Annotated in this window: 15 protein-coding genes; 5 read left to right on the top strand and 10 right to left on the bottom strand. The window is 61.6% G+C overall.

Features of this window, described 5'->3' with window-relative positions; genetic code table 11:
- Positions 1-444: 444 nt before the first annotated feature.
- The gene (locus ASC93_RS29535) at positions 445-675 is read left to right on the top strand and encodes a pyocin activator PrtN family protein (RefSeq protein ID WP_082547816.1); all 231 of its coding nucleotides are present in this window, start codon (positions 445-447) and stop codon (positions 673-675) included.
- 47 nt (positions 676-722) lie between these two features.
- Positions 723-1,244 carry a hypothetical protein gene (locus tag ASC93_RS06980; protein ID WP_157201772.1) on the top strand — a complete coding sequence of 174 codons (522 nt, stop codon included), beginning with the start codon at positions 723-725 and terminating at the stop codon, positions 1,242-1,244.
- A gap of 317 nt (positions 1,245-1,561) precedes the next feature.
- On the opposite strand, the gene ASC93_RS06975 is transcribed toward ASC93_RS06980, so the two are convergent.
- From ASC93_RS06975 to ASC93_RS06965, 3 genes are all read right to left on the bottom strand, one after another.
- Complete coding sequence (locus tag ASC93_RS06975; protein WP_056439200.1) at positions 1,562-4,642, bottom strand: TrlF family AAA-like ATPase; 3,081 nt, start codon at positions 4,640-4,642, stop codon at positions 1,562-1,564.
- Positions 4,643-5,589: 947 nt separating this feature from the next.
- Positions 5,590-8,085: a TIM-barrel domain-containing protein gene (locus ASC93_RS06970; RefSeq protein WP_056439197.1), complete on the bottom strand. Its 2,496-nt coding sequence runs from the start codon at positions 8,083-8,085 to the stop codon at positions 5,590-5,592.
- Positions 8,086-8,210: 125 nt separating this feature from the next.
- Positions 8,211-9,218: a sulfate ABC transporter substrate-binding protein gene (locus tag ASC93_RS06965; protein WP_056439194.1), complete on the bottom strand. Its 1,008-nt coding sequence runs from the start codon at positions 9,216-9,218 to the stop codon at positions 8,211-8,213.
- A gap of 244 nt (positions 9,219-9,462) precedes the next feature.
- On the opposite strand from ASC93_RS06965, the gene ASC93_RS06960 reads away from it, so the two are divergent.
- A complete protein-coding gene (locus ASC93_RS06960; RefSeq protein ID WP_056439191.1) occupies positions 9,463-10,362 on the top strand; it encodes a flagellin in 900 nt (299 codons plus the stop codon).
- Between the two features lie 98 nt (positions 10,363-10,460).
- Positions 10,461-11,342: a hypothetical protein gene (locus ASC93_RS06955; protein WP_056439188.1), complete on the top strand. Its 882-nt coding sequence runs from the start codon at positions 10,461-10,463 to the stop codon at positions 11,340-11,342.
- A gap of 154 nt (positions 11,343-11,496) precedes the next feature.
- Here ASC93_RS06955 and ASC93_RS06950 read toward each other — a convergent pair whose 3' ends face one another.
- The 7 genes from ASC93_RS06950 to ASC93_RS06920 are packed head-to-tail and all read right to left on the bottom strand — an operon-like array spanning position 11,497 to position 17,803.
- A complete protein-coding gene (locus ASC93_RS06950; protein WP_056439185.1) occupies positions 11,497-13,593 on the bottom strand; it encodes a flagellar biosynthesis protein FlhA in 2,097 nt (698 codons plus the stop codon).
- Positions 13,590-14,729: a flagellar biosynthesis protein FlhB gene (locus ASC93_RS06945; protein ID WP_056439182.1), complete on the bottom strand. Its 1,140-nt coding sequence runs from the start codon at positions 14,727-14,729 to the stop codon at positions 13,590-13,592. The genes ASC93_RS06950 and ASC93_RS06945 overlap by 4 nt, the downstream gene beginning before the upstream one ends.
- Positions 14,722-15,501 (bottom strand): flagellar biosynthetic protein FliR, encoded by a 780-nt coding sequence (fliR, locus tag ASC93_RS06940; RefSeq protein ID WP_056439179.1) that lies wholly within the window; start codon positions 15,499-15,501, stop codon positions 14,722-14,724. The genes ASC93_RS06945 and fliR overlap by 8 nt, the downstream gene beginning before the upstream one ends.
- Positions 15,501-15,770 (bottom strand): flagellar biosynthesis protein FliQ, encoded by a 270-nt coding sequence (gene fliQ, locus ASC93_RS06935; protein WP_056439176.1) that lies wholly within the window; start codon positions 15,768-15,770, stop codon positions 15,501-15,503. Before fliQ ends, fliR begins: the two co-directional genes overlap by 1 nt.
- A 19-nt stretch (positions 15,771-15,789) precedes the next feature.
- Positions 15,790-16,581, bottom strand: coding sequence for a flagellar type III secretion system pore protein FliP (gene fliP, locus ASC93_RS06930; RefSeq protein WP_056439173.1), 792 nt, complete (start codon positions 16,579-16,581; stop codon positions 15,790-15,792).
- Positions 16,578-16,889, bottom strand: a complete 312-nt coding sequence (locus ASC93_RS06925; protein ID WP_229412634.1) for a FliM/FliN family flagellar motor switch protein — start codon at positions 16,887-16,889, stop codon at positions 16,578-16,580. The genes fliP and ASC93_RS06925 overlap by 4 nt, the downstream gene beginning before the upstream one ends.
- 59 nt (positions 16,890-16,948) lie before the next feature.
- A complete protein-coding gene (locus tag ASC93_RS06920) occupies positions 16,949-17,803 on the bottom strand; it encodes a FliM/FliN family flagellar motor switch protein (protein ID WP_056439693.1) in 855 nt (284 codons plus the stop codon).
- A 353-nt stretch (positions 17,804-18,156) separates the two neighbouring features.
- On the opposite strand from ASC93_RS06920, the gene ASC93_RS06915 reads away from it, so the two are divergent.
- Entirely contained in the window at positions 18,157-18,504 is a 348-nt protein-coding gene (locus ASC93_RS06915; RefSeq protein ID WP_056439167.1) for a flagellar hook-basal body complex protein FliE, read from the top strand.
- The last annotated feature ends 2 nt before the right edge of the window (positions 18,505-18,506 follow it).

Below are 18,506 nucleotides of genomic sequence, written 5' to 3'. Positions count from 1 at the left end.
TACCAATTTTTCAGATTAAATTTGGTTAAAAATGACGATTGAGTAGATTTTTTTCAAAAATCCGACAAGAAACTTAACGAATCATTTCAATAAATTTTTTATCGAAATTAATTTCAAACAAAAAACGAAACATCTTTCGTTTTAGCGATGCATTCAAAAATTCCGCTGACTGCATAAATGGCAACTGTGTTGGAAATTTGCGAAAATACGATGAAATCCAAAAAATTTCGGAATTCCATCTTGTTTCCTTATTCGCTTTCTTTATAGAATTCATTTCATAAATTAAGCAAACACGTTTTCAGAAAAAGCTTAAAACCTAATAGTCCGAAATACACACAATCTACTTTTCACTAAAATGATGACTTTTCAAAACATGAACCTACAGATCACGGATCCGCTGCGTCATATCGATAGTCTTGTGCAATTCTTTTTCGGAGGTACTAAATGAATTCACACGTTTATTATGGCTTGAAGTTTGGCAAGCTTATCATCACGCTAACCGAAGCTGCGGCAGAACTTGGGTTGGAAGTCGGTACTGCGCACAATCAGATAGGAGCAGGAATTTTCCCACTTCCAACGAGAAAAATGGGCAAAAACCGTGTGGTCGATGTCCGAGACCTCGCGGATTATGTTGACCAGCAGCGCTCCTTGGCGAAGCAAATCTTTGCTAGGTAAAAATTTTAACGATCGACACACCATCAAAAGTAAATCTGGAGTTCATAATGAAACAAAGTGCGAATAAAATTAAATATGTAGCAATGCAGCTATATAGGTCGTCGGATGATTTGTCACTCGAATTTGATGAAGGTTGGATGTCCAGCGTGCACGACATTGCACGATATCTCAACGAGCATACGTATAATGAGGTAGACTTGGATGACAGACGGTCTGGATTGATGGCAGCGGGTCGCCTTAGCTGGCTGCTTTACGAATCACGCTCCACACTCAACGGAGTGTTTAGCGAGAAGGATATTTTTACTTTGATAAACTGCTATCAAGGTATAGTATTTAGCCCGCACCAAATTAGCACCATTGCATCAGACGTATGCAACGACTTAGGTATCGAGCTTGACAATTACGAAGTCTCAAGCGCCGCGCCGCTTATTAGCAAACTTCTCAACCTCGAACCATTGCAGCTGCTAATACTAGCTGACATTCTTGAACGAATTTGGTATCAACCTCCGGGAATGAAGACGATGCAGATACCGGAAGTGTTCGGGTCACTTGGAATACAGTTGAAGTAACGTCACAATAAAAATTTATTATTGTGACCGTCTAAAACGGCTTTCTTTATACAGCGTGCCTATTGGTACGCTGACGCGTCATGTCGCGCCGCCTTTGCAAAGCTTATGGCGGGGCGACTCTGGACCTCCCCCGATTTCGTTAGCTTTTCGATCTGCCAGTCGATCGCCACCCGTGCCCGCTCGTTGCGCTCGGCTGAACGCTCCCGCAGCATGTTGCGGCGGGAGGCCTGTTGCTAGCAGGAGTGGATTTACCACTTGGGTCACTCAGCAATCGTTAGGAACCTCTGCCCTTCACTTCAATCGGATACCAATGGCAATCAATCAAGGCGGTATTTGAACTGCCGATTCCTGAAGGCCGGTTCCGTCCCTTCGAGGATCTCGACCACCTTGGCCCGTATCTCGGGGTGCTCAATCGCTCCGGCAGCGTACTCGAAACGGCTTGCCGTCTTGTCACACGAAGCGTAGATGATCTGCTCAGCATCGCACACCACTGCCAAGTTGGGGTTATGGGTAACCATGATCACCTGACGGCGCTCCTTGGCTCGTTTAATACACCGGACCAGCACCTTGTAAATCGTTTGGTTGTCCAGGTTCTCCTCGGGTTGGTCAATGACGATGGGAATGTCATCCTCGTCGACCAGGAGATAGAAGACCAGCAGAAGCAGCCCACGTTCTCCAGGCGACAACTGTCCAATCTCCTGGCCGTCGTAAGTAAGTGAGTACCTCGGCAACAGATACTCAAAAGAGTAAACGTAGTTCAGTATGTCTTGCGCTGTGGTGCCACGAGCGAGTTGGTCATCGAGACGGGTGGGTTTGCCGTTTGGTCCGTCCCGCCGATCGAAGCGGAGCATGTCGTCGATACTATCGGCAAAGGCCACCGCATCTTCGGATGTCGTGAAATTCGCAGCTTGCAACATCGTACGGAGCATCTGGGAGCTTTCATCGACACCCATGAACGTTCCGCGCACACGCTGGTTGAGTCGCTTCAAGAGTTGCGTTCCAAAGCCTGTCTCTTCGATTCGTACTTGGAAATCTAGCGGAAGGTTCATCTCGCGCTGTTCTTCGGAGGTCACAAAGCGTTGCACCGGTAGGTAGAGCCGGCTGAACTCGTCGACCATAGCCTGTATTTGTCCATGAATTTCCCGAGCTTTCGCCGCTCGCTTATTACGAAGCTCGACAAGCGAGGTAGGCAGGGCGGACAGCGATTCGATTTCAGCTTGCACCTGGACGATTGTGCCTGGCTTACCCGCTGCACCGACGATCTCGGCTTTCGCTAGTGCCCATTTGGCCAACTCTTCCTTGTACAGCATGAAGAGCCGCTGGGGCTCGCCTAGTTTTCCTTTGGCTTCAGCCAGAATGGCAGCGGCTTGAGCCCTACGATGGAAAATGCTCCCCTCGTCTTGACGGGCCAAGCTCGAATCAATGGCGGCAACCTCGGCGAGTGCCGCCTGTGCGATGGCATCTACCGGGCCGGTGTCAATCTTCAATTGCACTAAGGCTTCTAGCGGGACGCCCGGATTGAGATCAACCATAAGGGCCGCCAACTCGGCCAAGAAGCTCGTGTGCTGCTTCTGATGGTTCGCCAAGGCAAAAGCGATTCGCTTGGCTACTGCTTCGCGCTTGATTGCCACGGCCCTAGCAGCTTTCAGACCGTCCGCTTCCTCCTCGATCTTCTTGCCCTGGTCCTCCAGAATCTGCACCCGATCAGCAGCTTGCTTTGATTCTGTCAGCGCCTCTGGCGACGCGTTCGGGTCTTGGACTTCCTTAGGCCTGGATTCATCCAACGCAGAGAGTTCTGCCACTCGAGCGGCCAGGAGCTGTTCAAGTGACTTACGGAACTCGGGAGTTAAGCGTCGCTCGGCTTCCACGATCTCAGCGTTGATCTTCCCGATGTCCTCGCTCAGGGCCTTCCGTGCCTGCTCGATTTCGGCGACCTTGAAGTCTAGCAACTCATCCATCGACGCTTTGCCCAAACGCTCAGCCTCCGGAACGTGCGAATAAATGATCTTGCGGAGCTCGGCATCGAAAGTTTCAGATCCTCCTTCGCCTAGTTCGTTGCACAGGTCCTCTAAGTAACTCTGCGGTAAATACTTGATCCGTTCAACACCGCTGAGTTCAGGATCCTCGTCGAGATGCCGCTCAAGTGACGTTCCATCGAGCCACGAAATCTCACCTGTGAAATGGGAGGCGAATTTTCGCTTAGGACTGCGAAAGCGCGTGCTCTTCAAGAACGAAAACTTTGAGTGGTGCCGTGTGTTGCCTACGAGGGCAATGATGTCGGACAGTGCGCTTTTGCCGCTGCCCTTGTTACCAATGATTGCGACCAAGTCTGGATTGAGTGGAATTTCAGAATCAAACCAAGGCTCTGGCAGCGACGAATTGTCGTTTTTTGCCACCTTGACCGACCGAATGAACTTCGTCTTGTTCTGTTCAACTTTTTTGTGCTTGGGTGGAACGTCGCCTACATAGACACGATCATCGAACTCTTGTATGGCTTGTAGCAGCCCTTGGAAGGTCGAGTCCGCCTTTATCCAAGTGAAGCAGTTGCCTATCCGGTCCTTATGGTCGGTGCTGCTTAACCGATGAGCATCTGAGCAATCGAGCAGGCGGTCCTGGACTGCGGCATCCTTCAATGCTTTTCGCGACTTGGCGTACGCTTCTGGATTTGCAGCAGCAGTAAACACGAGGTGTGCGTCGTTGATGACCGTTTTTTTATCCGCAATATTGTTGTCGTTCCATCGCATACTCTCCCATTCACCTTTGCCAATGGCGACCAAAAATTTCCCCTTCAGCCAGGGATTGTTCAACGCATCCATCAAGCCGTCATAGGTGATATTGAGGTTGTTGAAGCCCAACTTCATCGGCGATGGCGCTTTAGCACGCATCTCTACGGGCATCGACTCGACGATCGCCTTTCCCAGGTTGATGAGGTTTTCTTTGTCGATGAGACCTCCCCAGCCATGCTTGTCCCCGTCAACCAGCGAAAAACGGCGGTCGAGCCCGGTAAGAAATTGTCTTCGGATCAGTTCTGGATCGAGTTGGTCGAAGATGATGTGAACGTTGATCCGGCTCCATGATGAAGCCAAATATTGGCCGTCTGGCCCTCGCTCCACCACACCGCCAAACTTGTCAAGGCGGAGCTCGACAACAGGCAGAACCAAGTCAATGTTGGCTAGTCTCCCCTTGCGCCGCTCCTCCAAGACACGTTCGTAGCCATCCACAAAAAGGTAGTCGTTGATCCCCAGCACCTTAAACTCTGGGGGGAGCTTCTCCAAATCGTCGAGGAAGACCTGCCATGCTGCCTCCTTCTCACCAGGGTATTCTTGAACCAGCGATTCAGGTGTATGGACGTGTAGGTCCCATTTCTTCCATGTAGATCCAGGCAGTTTAACCGGCACTTTATTTTCTCCTCGAAGTTCCTTTCGATGTCACAAGTATAATTGTAAGTTAGCAAGTCGGAGTTGGGTCATTGTTTTACCGCAAGTCGCTCCTCATACAACAGAATCTGCCCGTTACTGGACAGAAAATGTGCTGATGGGAACCGTGCCGCGAGATCGTAGAGGGCGAATGTTTTTGCCGCAAAAAAACCTGAGCGGCTAGCTTGGAGTTGGGCAGATGCCAACGTCCCCGGCGGAGGGTCTTACCTTGCGGCCTGCAGTAGAGACCTTCAGGAGGAGGCGTCACGTCGCCTATGCACTGCAAAGGATACGATGGAAAACATAGCTCCCAAGCATGCCGAGTTGGCTTGTCTCCAACTTTGCTGCACACTTGGGTTCACCATTTGCACGGCATCGCCACCATGGGTGGTTGTATATTTCCTCCGGTTGCGTGGCACCCGATGAGCTCAGTGCCACAAATCAGTGCCACAAATCACTCTTTTTAAGCGATTCTCGGGGCTAGCAACGTTTCACTCAGTCCAGTCCATCATGGGAGCTACGCTCAGTTTTCTCTTGCTGTCTTTCATCAAAATCCTGGTTTTCCCTCAGTGAGGGAGCAATACGACTTCCCGGAACGTTCCGCAGAATGCCCTGTTCCCCCCGCTGCGGCTTGTTGCTGCAGATGGCTTCGATACTTGAGGTCGGGGGCGCCTGGCGGGCACGGGCCCGCCACAAGGGTCACAAATCCATTGCGGAAAATTTCCGACGAAGGCGCAGGCCGTCGCGTGGGCGCGGAAGGTCGAGGCCGAGATGGATGCCCGGCGCTTCAACGACATCGCGGGCCAGCGTATATTACCCTAAAAGAGCGCATCGACTGGTACTTCGATGCGATCGGCGTGGTATTGCCGATCCGCACCGGGTCAGCGCAACAGGCGCGCAGAGACCGCACGCCATCACGCGGCCTGCGCTTACTGCTTGCGCACCACCACCGTCGCAGGTTGCGCCGCGTCGTCCAGCGTAAAGCTCACGGTACGCGTGGCCGCATCGACCCGGCCCGCCAGCGCGTGCCCGCCTGCGCGCACGTCGGCCTTGCCCTGCCAGCCGTGCACGGTGACGGCCACCTGGCGCCACCAGGGCGCGAAACGGCCTTCGCGTGGACCGAATTCGATGGCGACGCCGTCCGGCTTCACCGTGCAGCTCACGGCCTGGCGCAGATAGCCACCCTTCTCGAAGTCCATCGAATGGCCGTCGTCGAGATACAGCTCGCCCGTGCAGTCGGGGCCCGGATACACGTCCAGCATCAGCGGGCCGCGCGGCGTGTCGGCCGTGGACTGCACGACGTTCTGGCGCGGCAGGATCGTCCCCGCGCGCACGTACACGGGCAGGTGCGCGAGGCGCACGGTCTCGGTCACGAACGAACCGCCGCCGTGCGCCTCGCCGGTGGCCTGCGTGGCGGACTGGATCACCTGGTCGTGCGCGGCCGGCGCCGGCTGGCCGACGGGCAGTCCCGTCCAGTAATCGAACCAGCCGCCTTCCGGCAGGCAGGTGCGGTAGGGCTGGGGCGATTCGGGATTCGGCGGCGGCGACACGAGCAGCGCACGGCCCAGCGTGAAGGTCCACGACTGCTCGCACGGCAGGTTCAACGCCGACGGGTAGTCGTAGAACACCGGCCGCAGGATCGGGTCGCCGGTGCGCGCGTTCTGCTCGGCCAGCGCGTACAGGTACGGCATCAGTTTGTAGCGCTCCTCGACGAATTTGCGCCGGATCGCCAGGTGTTCCGGGCCGTCGACCCACGGTTCCACGCGCGGCGTGCCCTTGGCCGAGTGATCGCGGAACAGCGGGTAGAACGCGCCGATCTCGAACCAGCGCGTGAGCAGGTCGGGACCCGGCCCGCCGGTGAAGCCGCTGACGTCGGCCGCGCCGTACGAAAAGCCGGACAGGCCCAGGTTGATGATCTGCTGGACCGACAGCTTCAGGTGGTCCCAGGTGGCGCTGTTGTCGCCGGTCCAGGTGACGGCATAGCGCTGGCCGCCGGCATAGCTGGCGCGCGTCATCACGACGGCGCGCTCGCCCGGCGCCAGCTTGCGCAGCCCGTCGTAGGTGGCGCGCGTGTTCTGCATGCCGTACACGTTGTGGATCTCGCGGTGGTCGGCGGTGCGCGGCGCGAAATCGTCGGACGCGATGCGGTGACGCGTCTCGTCCGGCATGGTCTTGGTCGGTGTATTGAAGATGGCCGGCTCGTTCATGTCGTTCCACGAACCAGCCACGCCCCACTGCACCTGCTCCTTGAACAGGCCGCCCCACCAGTCGCGCGTGGCGGCCTGCGTGAAGTCGGGGAACACGGACGGGCCGGGCCACACCGGCGCGACATAGGTCGTGCCGTCGGCGTTCTTCACGAAATGGTCGCCCTTCGCGCCGCTCGCGTACGGCGCATAGCCCTGCTCCACCCTGGCCACGTGCAGGTCGGTGATGGTGATCACCTTGATGCCCTGGCGGCCCAGGTCGCGGATCAGGCCCGGCATGTCGGGGAACGCTTTTTTATCGACGGTGAACGGCCGGTTGCGGTCCTGCCAGTCGATGTCGAGCCAGACGACGTCGGTCGGCACGCGTTCGGCGCGCAGCCGCGCGACGACGCCGCGCAGCTCGTCGGCCGACATGTAGCTGTAGCGCGACTGCTGGTAGCCCAGGGCCCAGCGCGGCGCCAGCGGCGCCTTGCCCGTCAGGTCGGTGTAGCGGCGCACCACCTCGGCCGTCGACGGGCCGTGGATCAGGTAGTAGTCGATCGGGCCGTCCGGCGCGCCGAACGCCAGCACGCCGTCCTCGCGGTGGCCGAAGTCGAACCAGCTGCGGTACGTGTTGTCGAGGAAGACGCCGTAGCTGCCGCCCGCGCCGCCGACGCCGATGAAGAACGGGATCGATTTATAGATCGGGTCGTCGGCCGAGCCGAAGCCGAAGGCGTCCGTGTTCCAGTCGACGAAGCTCTTGCCGCGCCGGTCCAGGCCACCGGTCTTGTCGCCGAGGCCGAAGTAATGCTCGGCCTGCGGCATCCGCTTGCGCAGCGTGAACGCGTGGCCGTCGACCTTGACGGGATCGATAGCGTCGGCCGAGATGACCTTGCCCGCCAGGTCGCTCACCACGAGGCGGCCGTCGCGCACGTCGACGCGCAGCGTGCGCGTGGAAAATCCCGTCGGGCTGGCCTGCACGTGTACGCGGTGCGCGCGCACGTCGGCCGGCACGGCCCAGCTGGCGTCTTCCGGCAGCGTCCCCGCCGCGCCCATCGTCACACGCAGGATGTCGTCGGTGAGCGCGAGCACGCGGATGCGCAGGCTGCCCTGGCGGACATCCATGCCGTCGGCCTGGGCGGCGATGGACGCCGGCTGCGCCTGGGCCGGCGCGGCGGCGAGAGCGGACAGCGCCAGCGCGACGGCGGCGATGCCCTTCCTGAGGGCGTGGTGGTCCTGCATACGGGTCTCCTGATCGGTCGATATCCGGGTTTATATCATTTCCTCGAACACGACCGAGCAGATCTTGTGCGGCAGCGCGGCTCGACATGGACGCGGCCCGGCGCGTGAAGCCGGCGGGCGTCCGCTTATTTCGCGCCCGGCCGGTACAGCTGGTCGAACGTCCCGCCGTCCGCGAAGTGGATCTTCTGCGCCCGGCTCCATCCGCCGAACACGTCGTCGATGGTAAACAGCTTCACGTTCGGGAACTGCGCGGCGTATTTACGGCCGATCCTCGCATCGATCGGACGGTAGAAATGCTTCGCGATGATTTCCTGGCCCTCATCCGTATACAAGAACCGCAGGTAGGCCTCCGCCACCTTGCGCGTGCCGCGCCGGTCGACCACCTTGTCGACGACGGAAACGGGCGGCTCGGCCAGGATGCTCTGTTGCGGCGCCACGATGTCGAACTTGTCCGGCCCCAGCTCCTTGATGGCCAGGATCGCTTCGTTTTCCCAGGCGATCAGCACGTCGCCGATGCCGCGCTCGACGAAGGTCGTCGTCGCGCCGCGGGCGCCCGAGTCGAGGACGGGTACGTTCCTGAACAGCTTCGCCACGTAGTCGCGCGCCTTCGCTTCGCTGCCGCCCGGCTGTTTCAGGGCATTGCCCCAGGCCGCCAGGTAATTCCAGCGCGCGCCGCCCGACGTCTTCGGGTTCGGGGTGATGACCTGCACGCCCGGCTTGATCAGGTCGTTCCAGTCGTGGATGCCTTTCGGATTGCCCTTGCGCACCAGGAACACGATGGTCGAGTTGTAGGGCGAGCTGTTGTGCTGCAGGCGTTTCTGCCAATCCCTGGCGATCAGGCCCCGCGCGGCGATCGCGTCGATGTCCCAGGCGAGGGCCAGCGTGACGACGTCCGCGTCCAGGCCGTCGATCACGGCGCGGGCCTGCTTGCCCGAACCGCCGTGGGACGCCTTGAACGTGACGTTGTCGCCCGTCTGCGCCTTCCATCTGGCGGCGAACGCCTTGGCCACATCCTGGTACAGCTCGCGCGTCGGGTCGTACGACACGTTCAGGAGCGTGACGTCGGCGGCGTGCGCGGCCGGGGCGGCGAGCGCGATGGCCAGCAGGGCCTGGGTCAGTGTTTTCGACAGCATGTGTTCTCTCGTTCAGGGTTCGGGAAGCCATAGAGTAAAGAGCACGCGTCGAACCGCGAACGAATCGTTTCAATTTTGCTTATCCGCTTTCTTCATATCGGCCCCGTCCGAGACCCCTAAAAATTTTTTTTTCAAAAAATTTCCACTCGGCATTTAATGAGTTCGGCTGAACGGTCGTCTTGTACTTGTGAGAGCGCGAGATGCGCAACCTCCAAACAGTATCCAAGCCACTAGGAGCCATATCATGCTGAGCCTTCACACCAACGTCGCATCGCTTTCCGCACAAAATTCCCTGAGCCGCACCCAGTCGAGCCTGTCGACGTCGATGACCCGCCTGTCGACCGGTTACCGTATCAATTCGGCAATGGACGACGCTGCCGGCCTGCAGATCGCCACCCGCCTGAAAGCCCAGAGCAGCGGCATGTCGGTCGCCATGCGCAACACCCAGAACTCGATCTCCATGCTGCAGACCGCCGACGGCGCGCTGGACGAAGTCAACAACATCCTGACCCGCATGAAGGACCTGGCCACCCAGTCCGCCGACGGTTCGTCGTCCGCCGATGACCAGACCGCGATGCAGGCCGAGTACAACTCGCTGACCGACGAACTGTCGAACATCTTCTCGAACACCAAGTTCGGCGGCACCAAGCTGCTGAGCACGGCTGCCGACACCAGCAAGCTGAGCGCCACCGCCGGCGTCACGTTCCAGATCGGCGCCGACAGCTCGGAAACCATGACCGCGAACTTCAGCACCGAGCTGGGTACCGTGAACACCTCGATCTCCACCGCCACCGGCGCCACCTACGCAGGTGACGGCACCCTGGCGGCCACCCCGTCCGCCGGCACCAACCTGACCACGACCGCCGGTGCCAACACCGCGATCGGCGACCTGAGCGATGCGATCGACGCCGTCTCGGCCCTGCGTTCGAAGCTGGGCGCCGTGTCGAACCGCCTCGACCACGTCTACAACAACCTGTCGAACATCTCGAGCAACACGCAGGCTGCGACCGGCCGCATCATGGACGTCGACTTCGCGACCGAATCGTCGAGCATGACCTCGAACCAGATGCTGATGCAAGCGGGTACCGCCATGCTGAAGCAGACCAACAGCATGTCGTCGATGGTCATGTCCCTGCTGCAGTAATCGCAGGGCCAGGATTGGCCACCGCCCGGGCTGGTACAGCCGGGCATGCATGAAAGGCCAGCCACAAGCTGGCCTTTTCACTTTACACTGCCGAGATCATGGCCAGCATTTCCTTTCCCGCCCTTCCGCCGCCCGTCATACCGGCGAGCGCCGCCGGTCCGCTGCCGGCAACGCCGGTCGGCGCGGTCGCGGCCGCCGTCCCGGTCGCCCTGTTGCAGGCCGAGCTCGAGGCGATCCCCCTGCCCCTGCCTGCCGCGCAGCCGGCGCCCGTCCTGTCCGCAGGCGACGCTTTGCCCGACGCCGCGGCCATGCGCCCCGACCAGGTGGTGATGGCACGCCAGCTCACGTGGCCGAGTCCGGACGGCGGCGCACTCGCGACCTCCTGGCGCGGCATGGTGCGCAGCTACGGCAGCCAACTGGTCACGCGCGCGATCCAGGCGTCGCAGCAACAGCGCGGGCAGTCGCTGCCCGGCGCCCTGCTGCAGAGCGGGCTGGATGGACGCGTGCTGCGCCAGGCCGACCTGGCCACCCTGCCGCCCGACGCCTGGCGCTTCACCGTGCACCCGGGCGGTCCGCAGGCCCAGCACCTGCGCGTGATCGGGGAAGAGGAACTGCAGCAGAAATCGCAGCGCCGGCGCCGCCGCACGGCCCTGCGCCTGGAACTGGTGCTGGCCGACGGCTCGGTCGTCACCGTACAGGCGGAGCCGCTGGCCGACGGCGTCATGCTGGAACTGTGCACACCCAACGCTGACACCCTCCTCCACCTGCGCGCCCTGCAGCCGCAACTGGAAGACGCCGTGCGCCGTTCCGGCCTGCGCGTGCTCGGCTGGACCTGGCGCGACAACCTGCCGGAAGGCCGGGTGCACGCGCGCCTGCCGTCGACCGAGGCCGCCGCCGCGCTCAGCCTGCCCGTGTTCCGCGCGATGGCCGAACTGGCGCTGCTGCTGCCGGCCGAAAACCGCCACGCGGACGGACCGTAAGCATAAAAAAAACCGTCCGGCGCACCGGACGGCATTCTTTGTTACCGCACCGGCGCGGTTCAGGCGTAGGGTGGGCACACCGTGCCCACGCGCGGCGTTTGCGTGGCACGTGCGTCCGCGCGGGCTCGGGGAGCCCGCCCTACGAGGGGCGTGATCAGCCCACGGTGCCGATGATCGAGACTTCGCGGTTTTCCGGGATCTCGTTATACGACAGCACGTGCAGGCCCGGCGCGAACAGGCGCGCGTAACGGGCCAGCAGCGGGCGGATCTGCGGCAGGACCAGCAACAGCGGCGGTGTGTGCTGCTGCTTCATCTGCTCGCGCGCCACCGGCATGTTCAGCTGCAGTTGCGACAGCAACTGCGGATCGATCGGGTAGTTGTCCAGCACGACCTTGCCGCCATTGTTCTGGCGTGCCTGGTTCAGGGAACCGAGCAGCATGTTTTCCAGCTCCCCGGACAGGTTAAAGGCCGGCATGTCCTTCTTCTTGCCGTACAGGCCGGATACGATCTGGCGGCGCAGCGCACACCGCACCTCGGCCGCCAGCAGGATCGGATCCTTCGTCGTTTCCGAGCTGTCCAGCAGGGTCGTCGCGATCACGACGATGTCCTTGAGCGACACGTGTTCGGCCAGCAGCACGCGGAACACGCGCAGCAGCTGGGTGTGCGTGAGCGCCTTGTCCAGCGCGCCGGCCAGCTTGGGCGACAGCGCCGTCAGGCGTTCCATCATCGCCGGCACGTCTTCGTGGCGGAACAGTTCCGCCATGTAGTCGCGCGCGACCTTGGACGTGTGCGTGGCGATCGCGCTCGGCACCTCGACGACCTGGTAGCCCTGCCCCAGCGCGTGCGCTTTCTGATCCGGCTCGATCCAGGTGACGGCCATGCCGAACGCGGGCTCGATGCCCGGGATGCCGTCGATCTCGCCGTACACGTTCGGCGACGGGATCGCCATCAGGCATTCCGCCACGACCTCGCCCTCGGCCACGACGGTGCCGTTGATCGCGATCGCGTACTGGTTCGGCCTTAATGTCAGGTCGTCGCGCACGCTGATCAAAGGCAGCAGCAGGCCCATTTGCTCCGAGAGGCTCTGGCGCACGCCCTTGATCCGTTTCGGCAGCACTTCGCCCTGTGCCTTGTCGAGCAGGTGCACGAGCTTGTAGCCGACGGTGATCGAGATCGGCTGCACGACCGGCAACTGCTGCCAGTCGAGTTCCGGCGCGCGGTCGTCGCGCAACGCGGCTTCGATGGCGGCCACGTTGGAGTCGTCCGGCGCCTTCACTTCTTCGCGCGCCAGCTTCCAGGCGACGTAGCCGATGGCCGCGGCGAACGCCATGAAGAACAGCGACGGCATGCCCGGCACCATCGCCAGGATCAGCATCACGCCGGCGGCCGAGTACAGGACCGAGGGGTTGGCCAGCAGCTGGCCGCCGACCTGCTGCTCGAAGTCGCCCGAGTCGCTGATGCGGGTGACGAGGATCGCCGCCGCAGCCGACAGCAGCAGCGCCGGCACCTGGGCCACGAGGCCGTCGCCGATGGTCAGCAGCGCATACTGGCGGAAGGCGTCGCCGAACGACAGGTCGTGCATCACCGCGCCGATCGCGACGCCGCCGATCATGTTGATGAGCAGGATGAGGATCGACGCGATCGCATCGCCGCGCACGAACTTGGAGGCGCCGTCCATCGCGCCGTAGAAGTCCGCTTCGGACGCCACTTCCTTGCGCCGCAGCTGCGCTTTTTCCTGGTTGATCAGGCCCGCGTTCAGGTCGGCGTCGATCGCCATCTGCTTGCCGGGCAGCGCGTCCAGCGTGAAGCGCGCGGACACTTCGGAGATACGTTCGGAACCCTTCGTCACGACGACGAAGTTGATGATCATGAGGATCACGAAGACGACGATACCGACGACGAAGTTACCGCCGATGACGACGTTGCCAAACGCCTCGATCACGTGGCCGGCGGCGGCGGTGCCCTCGTGGCCGTGCAGCAGCACGACGCGCGTGGACGCCACGTTCAGCGCGAGGCGCAGCAGCGTGGTGCCGAGGATGACGGTCGGGAAGACCGAGAAGTCCAGCGGCCGCCTGGCCGAGACGGACGTCAGGATCACGATCAGCGCGAGCACGATGTTGAACGTGAACAGCACGTCCAGCACCACGGGCGCCAGCGGCAGCATGATCATCGCCAGGAGCGTCAGCAGGAACGCCGGCGTGGCGATCTTCTGGCGGCGCACCTCGAGCATCAAGCTGTTCAGGAAATTCATGTCGGGGATACCTCACTCAAAGCGGCCGGCACGGCCACGTCATTCGGGAACCGGGGGGCGGCCTGGCGCCGGCCCGCACGGAAAGCATTCAACTGCAGCACGTAGTTCAGCACCTGCGACACCGCCTGGTACAGCGCGGCGGGAATCTGCTGCTGCACCTGGCTGGTGTTGTAGATGGCACGCGCCAGCGGCGGCAGCGCGATCGTTTCGATGTCGTGCTGGGCCGCGACCTGGCGGATGTACAGGGCCATCTCGTCGATGCCCTTGGCCACCACGAAAGGCGCTTCCGCACGCTTGATGTCGTACTTCAGCGCGACCGCGTAGTGCTCGGGATTCACGATCACCACGTCGGCGGTCGGCACCGTCTTGTTCACGTTGCGGCGTGCCATCTGCTGCTGCAGCTGGCGGATGCGCGCACGGATCTCGGGCTTGCCCTCGGTGCTCTTGTATTCTTCCTTCACTTCCTGCTTGCTCATGCGCTGGCCGCGGGCGAACAGGAATGCCTGCAGCGGCACGTCGATCAGCGCGAACAGCACGAACACGGCGACGAGCGCCATCAGGCCGTCGAACATCATGCCGCCGCCGTGCAGCAGCGCGTCGTTGAGTGGCATGCGCTGCAGGTCGACCCAGGCCGCCACCGCCGAGCGCACCACGTGCACGAGCACCATCGCCAGCACCGCCGCCTTGGCCAGCGACGTCGCGAACGTCGTCCAGTGCTTGCCTGACGCCAGCTGACCCAGGTTCTTCACGGGCGAGAACCGGTCGAACTTGGGCATCAGGTTGTTCGTCGAGAACACCAGCCCGCCCGGCACGATGCTCGCCACCACGATCGCGAGCGGCACGCCCAGCAGGGGCAGCACCATCTTCACGAGCAGCACGGCGGCGCCGCTCCACACCACGGACATCGCGTTCTCGACCGCGCCGGCCGCGCCCAGCGGCGCGTACACGAGCCGGAACAGGGAACGGAACGACTCCAGGTAGTCCGGCAGCAGGAACACGAACAGCTTGAGGCTGACCAGGATACCGACCGCGGTCGCCAGGTCCTTCGAGCGGACGACCTGGCCCTGCTCGCGCGCCTTCTTCAGCTTCTGGGCTGACGCCTTTTCGGTCTTGTCGCCGCCCGTGCCGTCAGCCATGCGCCGCCCCCATCTGCTGCTGGAGCATCTCCAGCACCTGGTTAGTCATCTGCACGTAGTGTTCCGGGATGAAGCGCACGACCTGCACGAGCATCATCAGGCCGAACAGCGTCACCAGCGAAAAGCCCAGCGAGAACAGGTTCAGCGACGGCGCCACGCGGTTCAGGAAGCCGAAGCCGATCTGCACCACCATCGTCGAAAACACGATGGGCAGCGCCAGCAGGATCGCGGCCGAGAACACCCAGCCCACGTTCAGCGCCACCGTCTGCAGCAGCAGATTGCCGTAGCCGGTGCCGACCGGCCAGGCCTTGAAACTCTGGCCCAGCACGCCGGCCAGCACGAGGTGGCCGTCGACGGCGAAGAACACGAGGATCGCGACGAGGCCCAGCAGCGTCGAGATCACGTCCGACTGCTGGCCGTTGATCGGATCGTTCATCTGCGCCATCGAAAAGCCCACCTGGCTCGAGACGAGGAAGCCGAGCATGTTCACGACCGCCATCGTCAGCTGCAGCGCGAAGCCGATCACGCCGCCGATCACGGCCTGCTCGACCATCACGACGACGCCGGCCAGCGAGAACGGGTCGGGCATGACGGCGCCTTTCGTCAGCGGCAGCATCAGGAAGGCGAGCACCACGGACAGCAGTGCGCGCACCGGCACCGGCACCAGCGCGTCGCCGATGACGGGCGCCGTCGACAGCAGCGCCATGACGCGGCAGAACGGCCACCACAGCGCGCTGATGAACGGCAGCAGCAGGTGGGAGACTTCCAGCATCAGCCGACCAGGGTCGCGGCGCGCTGGAACACGCTCACGCAATAGTCCATCAGTTTGCCGGTCATCCAGTGGCCGGCGAGGATCAGGGCGACCAGCGTCACCAGCAGGCGCGGCAGGAAGCTCAGCGTCTGCTCGTTGATCTGGGTGGCGGCCTGCACGAGGGCGACGATGACGCCGGCCACGAGGCCCGGCACCACCAGCACCATCACGAGCAGCATCACCAGCTGCAGGGCTTCGACGATGAAGTCGACGGCGATATCAGGAGTCATACGATTAGGTTGCAGCCGGCTAGACGCCGTGGATGCTGCCGACGAGGGTATTCACGGTCAGGGTCCAGCCATCGACCAGCACGAACAGCAGCAGCTTGAACGGCAGCGAGATGACGAGGGGCGAGAGCATCATCATGCCCATGGCCATCAGCACCGACGACACCACCAGGTCGATGATCAGGAACGGAATGAACAGCATGCAGCCGATCTGGAACGCGCTCTTGAGCTCGGACAGCACGAAGGCCGCCAGCTTCACGGTGAAGCCGCGGTCCATCGGCTTCATCTCGGCTGGCTCGCCGGACAGGTGCGCGATCTGGGCCAGCGCCGTCTTGCTCGTCTGCGCGAGCATGAAGCGCGACAGCGGCACCTCGGCGATCTTGAGCGCCTGCTCCAGCGAGATCTTGTCCTTGTCGTAAGGGACGAACGCGTCGTTCCAGACCTGCATGCCGACCGGGCGCATGACGAGCAGCGTGAGGATCAGCGCGACACCCGTGATGATCCGGTTGGGCAGGCCCTGTTGCAGGCCCAGGGCCTGGCGCAGCAGCGACAGCACGATCACGAAGCGGGTGAAGCTGGTCATCATCATGACCATCACGGGCAGCAGCCCCAGGATGGTCATCAGCACCAGGATCTGCGACTTCACCGTCAGGCCGCTGGTCGAGCCGGGGATGATGCCGGGGAGGACGTCCTGTCCCGCCGGGGCGGCCCAGGCGCTCGCGCCGGCCAGCAAAAGAACGGCGCCGGTCAATAGTGCCGGCGCGTGGCGGCGCAGGGGAGACAAAACCGCGGCGCCGCGAACCTGCAACGTCATGACGTGATCAGATCCAGGTTGAGGCCGTCCAGATCGATCACCTTGAGGCCGTACTGCTCGCCCGCGACGACCACTTCGGCGCGCCCGATCGCGGCGCCGTTGACCTTGATGACGAGCGGCTCGCCCGCCATGGCGTCGAGCGGCAGCACGCTGTCCGGGCCGATCGCCATCAGCTCCTGCAGCGAGACGCGGGCCGAGCCCACTTCCAGCGTCAGCGTCACGGGGATGCGGCGCATCATCTGCGGCAGGCGCGCCGACGCTTTCGGCGCGGCCGCGGGCTTGCCTTCGGCTGCGGATTCGTCGGCCATCGGCGTGTCGTCGATGAGGATGTCGTCTTCAGCGAATTGATCGTTCAGGTTCATGATGATTACTCGGCGTCTTCAAAAGAGGTTAAACACAGCTTGCCCTTGTGCTCGGCGACGGCGGCGGTGAACAGCCGCGCCTCGTCGAGCAGGACGTCGGCCCGGCCCACGTTCACCGGAATCACGTCGCCCACCTTCAGGTCGAACAGTGCGCCCAGGGTGATTTCCTTGCTGACCAGGCGGCCATCCAGTTTGACCTGGAGCTTGGTCGCAAGCGGCTCGGCCGGACCGCGCGCGGCGGTCTGGCGGCCGGTTTCCGGGCGCAGCGTGCCCAGGATGGTGGCCATCAGTTGCTGGTCGGGCGCGATCCAGAACTGGCCGGTGTTGTCGTTGTTATCACGTACCCGCACGCACACGGCCCAATTGCTCTCGCCGGGCATTGTCGAAGCGACCACGGCATTGGCGTGGACGGGTCGCGGCGCGACGTCCATTGCCACGTTGGCAGCGACGCGTGCATACAACAAATCCACCATTTGTTGCGTCAAGACGACGCCCAATCTTTCCTCGGTGGCCGTCACGCGTTCCGTTTGCGGGTCCCGTTGCGTTGCGCCTGCGCTACGTCCGCCGTAGCGCCGTTCCAACAGTGTCAGTAATAAACCACGCTCGAACGTCACCGCGACGGTGCCCAACGCACCCAGAACGGCCATCCAGCGCAGGTTGTGTTCCTGCGGCACGCGGCCGAATTCAATCTGTTCGAGACGCCATCCGGCCCAGTAACGACGGGCGCTACCCTGCATCGCGGTGTCCAGGTCCTCCTGAAGACGCGCCGCAAACTGGGGCAGCATATGTACCGGACGCCCTAGGAGGCAGGGGTCGAGCACTTGGTGCTGCAGGGTGGTTTCGGTGTTTGCAATCGGCATGGTCAAGTTAAAAAAATGATAAGCAGAGATGCTTTCTTTTCATTCCTCTGGGCAACTATTATAACCGGGAAATTGTGTCACGCCATTTGATTTTCCCCTTTGAATTCGCCATTGCCCTACGGTAAGATGCGGTTACTGCGCTGGGGAAAACAAAAACTCACTCTGGGTATCTGACGGAACCGCTGCTATTCTCCTCGGTTCCGCGAGAGAAACCAAGCCACAGTATGACACTGAAAATTTAACAATTTTCTAAATGTCAACAGTTGTTGCAACAAATGTAACACTAGTCGTCGATAGCAACATTTACTAAAAGTCACAACCCGCAAACTTACAGCATGGGAGCGATGAACACGATGGGAACTGAACTTGCCGGCCAAATCCGGGCCGACCTGGCAGCCCTCACCAACGACGCCAGCCGCCTTGCCGTCGTGGCGCCGTCGGTGGATTCCGGCCACCCCGCCCTGGCGGATGGCAGCGGCAACTTCTCCTTCGCGCAGAGCATGAAGAATGCCCTGGTCAGCGTGGACCAGGACCAACAGGTGGCCAACCAGAAGATGGAAGCCGTGGACAGCGGCAAGAGCGACGACCTGGTCGGCGCCATGCTGTCGTCGCAGCAGGCCAACCTGTCCTTTTCGATGCTGATGCAGGTTCGTAACAAAGTCATGGGCGCCGTCGACGAGTTGCTCAAGCTGCCGGTCTGACA

It is taken from the genome of Massilia sp. Root335, from assembly GCF_001425685.1.
Lineage (GTDB): Bacteria > Pseudomonadota > Gammaproteobacteria > Burkholderiales > Burkholderiaceae_D > Telluria > Telluria luteola.
The sequence above is the reverse complement of the archived record's forward strand: the minus strand, read 5'-3'. Positions and strand labels throughout refer to the sequence as shown.

Coding starts and splice junctions, on each gene's coding strand:
- ASC93_RS06950 (WP_056439185.1), bottom strand. CDS start 13,593: ATGAATTTCCTGAACAGCTTGATGCTCGAGGTGCGCCGCCAGAAGATC.
- fliP (WP_056439173.1), bottom strand. CDS start 16,581: ATGACGTTGCAGGTTCGCGGCGCCGCGGTTTTGTCTCCCCTGCGCCGC.
- ASC93_RS06980 (WP_157201772.1), top strand. CDS start 723: ATGAAACAAAGTGCGAATAAAATTAAATATGTAGCAATGCAGCTATAT.
- fliR (WP_056439179.1), bottom strand. CDS start 15,501: ATGCTGGAAGTCTCCCACCTGCTGCTGCCGTTCATCAGCGCGCTGTGG.
- ASC93_RS06960 (WP_056439191.1), top strand. CDS start 9,463: ATGCTGAGCCTTCACACCAACGTCGCATCGCTTTCCGCACAAAATTCC.
- ASC93_RS06915 (WP_056439167.1), top strand. CDS start 18,157: ATGGGAACTGAACTTGCCGGCCAAATCCGGGCCGACCTGGCAGCCCTC.
- ASC93_RS06970 (WP_056439197.1), bottom strand. CDS start 8,085: ATGCAGGACCACCACGCCCTCAGGAAGGGCATCGCCGCCGTCGCGCTG.
- ASC93_RS06945 (WP_056439182.1), bottom strand. CDS start 14,729: ATGGCTGACGGCACGGGCGGCGACAAGACCGAAAAGGCGTCAGCCCAG.
- ASC93_RS06955 (WP_056439188.1), top strand. CDS start 10,461: ATGGCCAGCATTTCCTTTCCCGCCCTTCCGCCGCCCGTCATACCGGCG.
- ASC93_RS29535 (WP_082547816.1), top strand. CDS start 445: ATGAATTCACACGTTTATTATGGCTTGAAGTTTGGCAAGCTTATCATC.
- fliQ (WP_056439176.1), bottom strand. CDS start 15,770: ATGACTCCTGATATCGCCGTCGACTTCATCGTCGAAGCCCTGCAGCTG.
- ASC93_RS06965 (WP_056439194.1), bottom strand. CDS start 9,218: ATGCTGTCGAAAACACTGACCCAGGCCCTGCTGGCCATCGCGCTCGCC.
- ASC93_RS06925 (WP_229412634.1), bottom strand. CDS start 16,889: ATGGCCGACGAATCCGCAGCCGAAGGCAAGCCCGCGGCCGCGCCGAAA.
- ASC93_RS06920 (WP_056439693.1), bottom strand. CDS start 17,803: ATGCCGATTGCAAACACCGAAACCACCCTGCAGCACCAAGTGCTCGAC.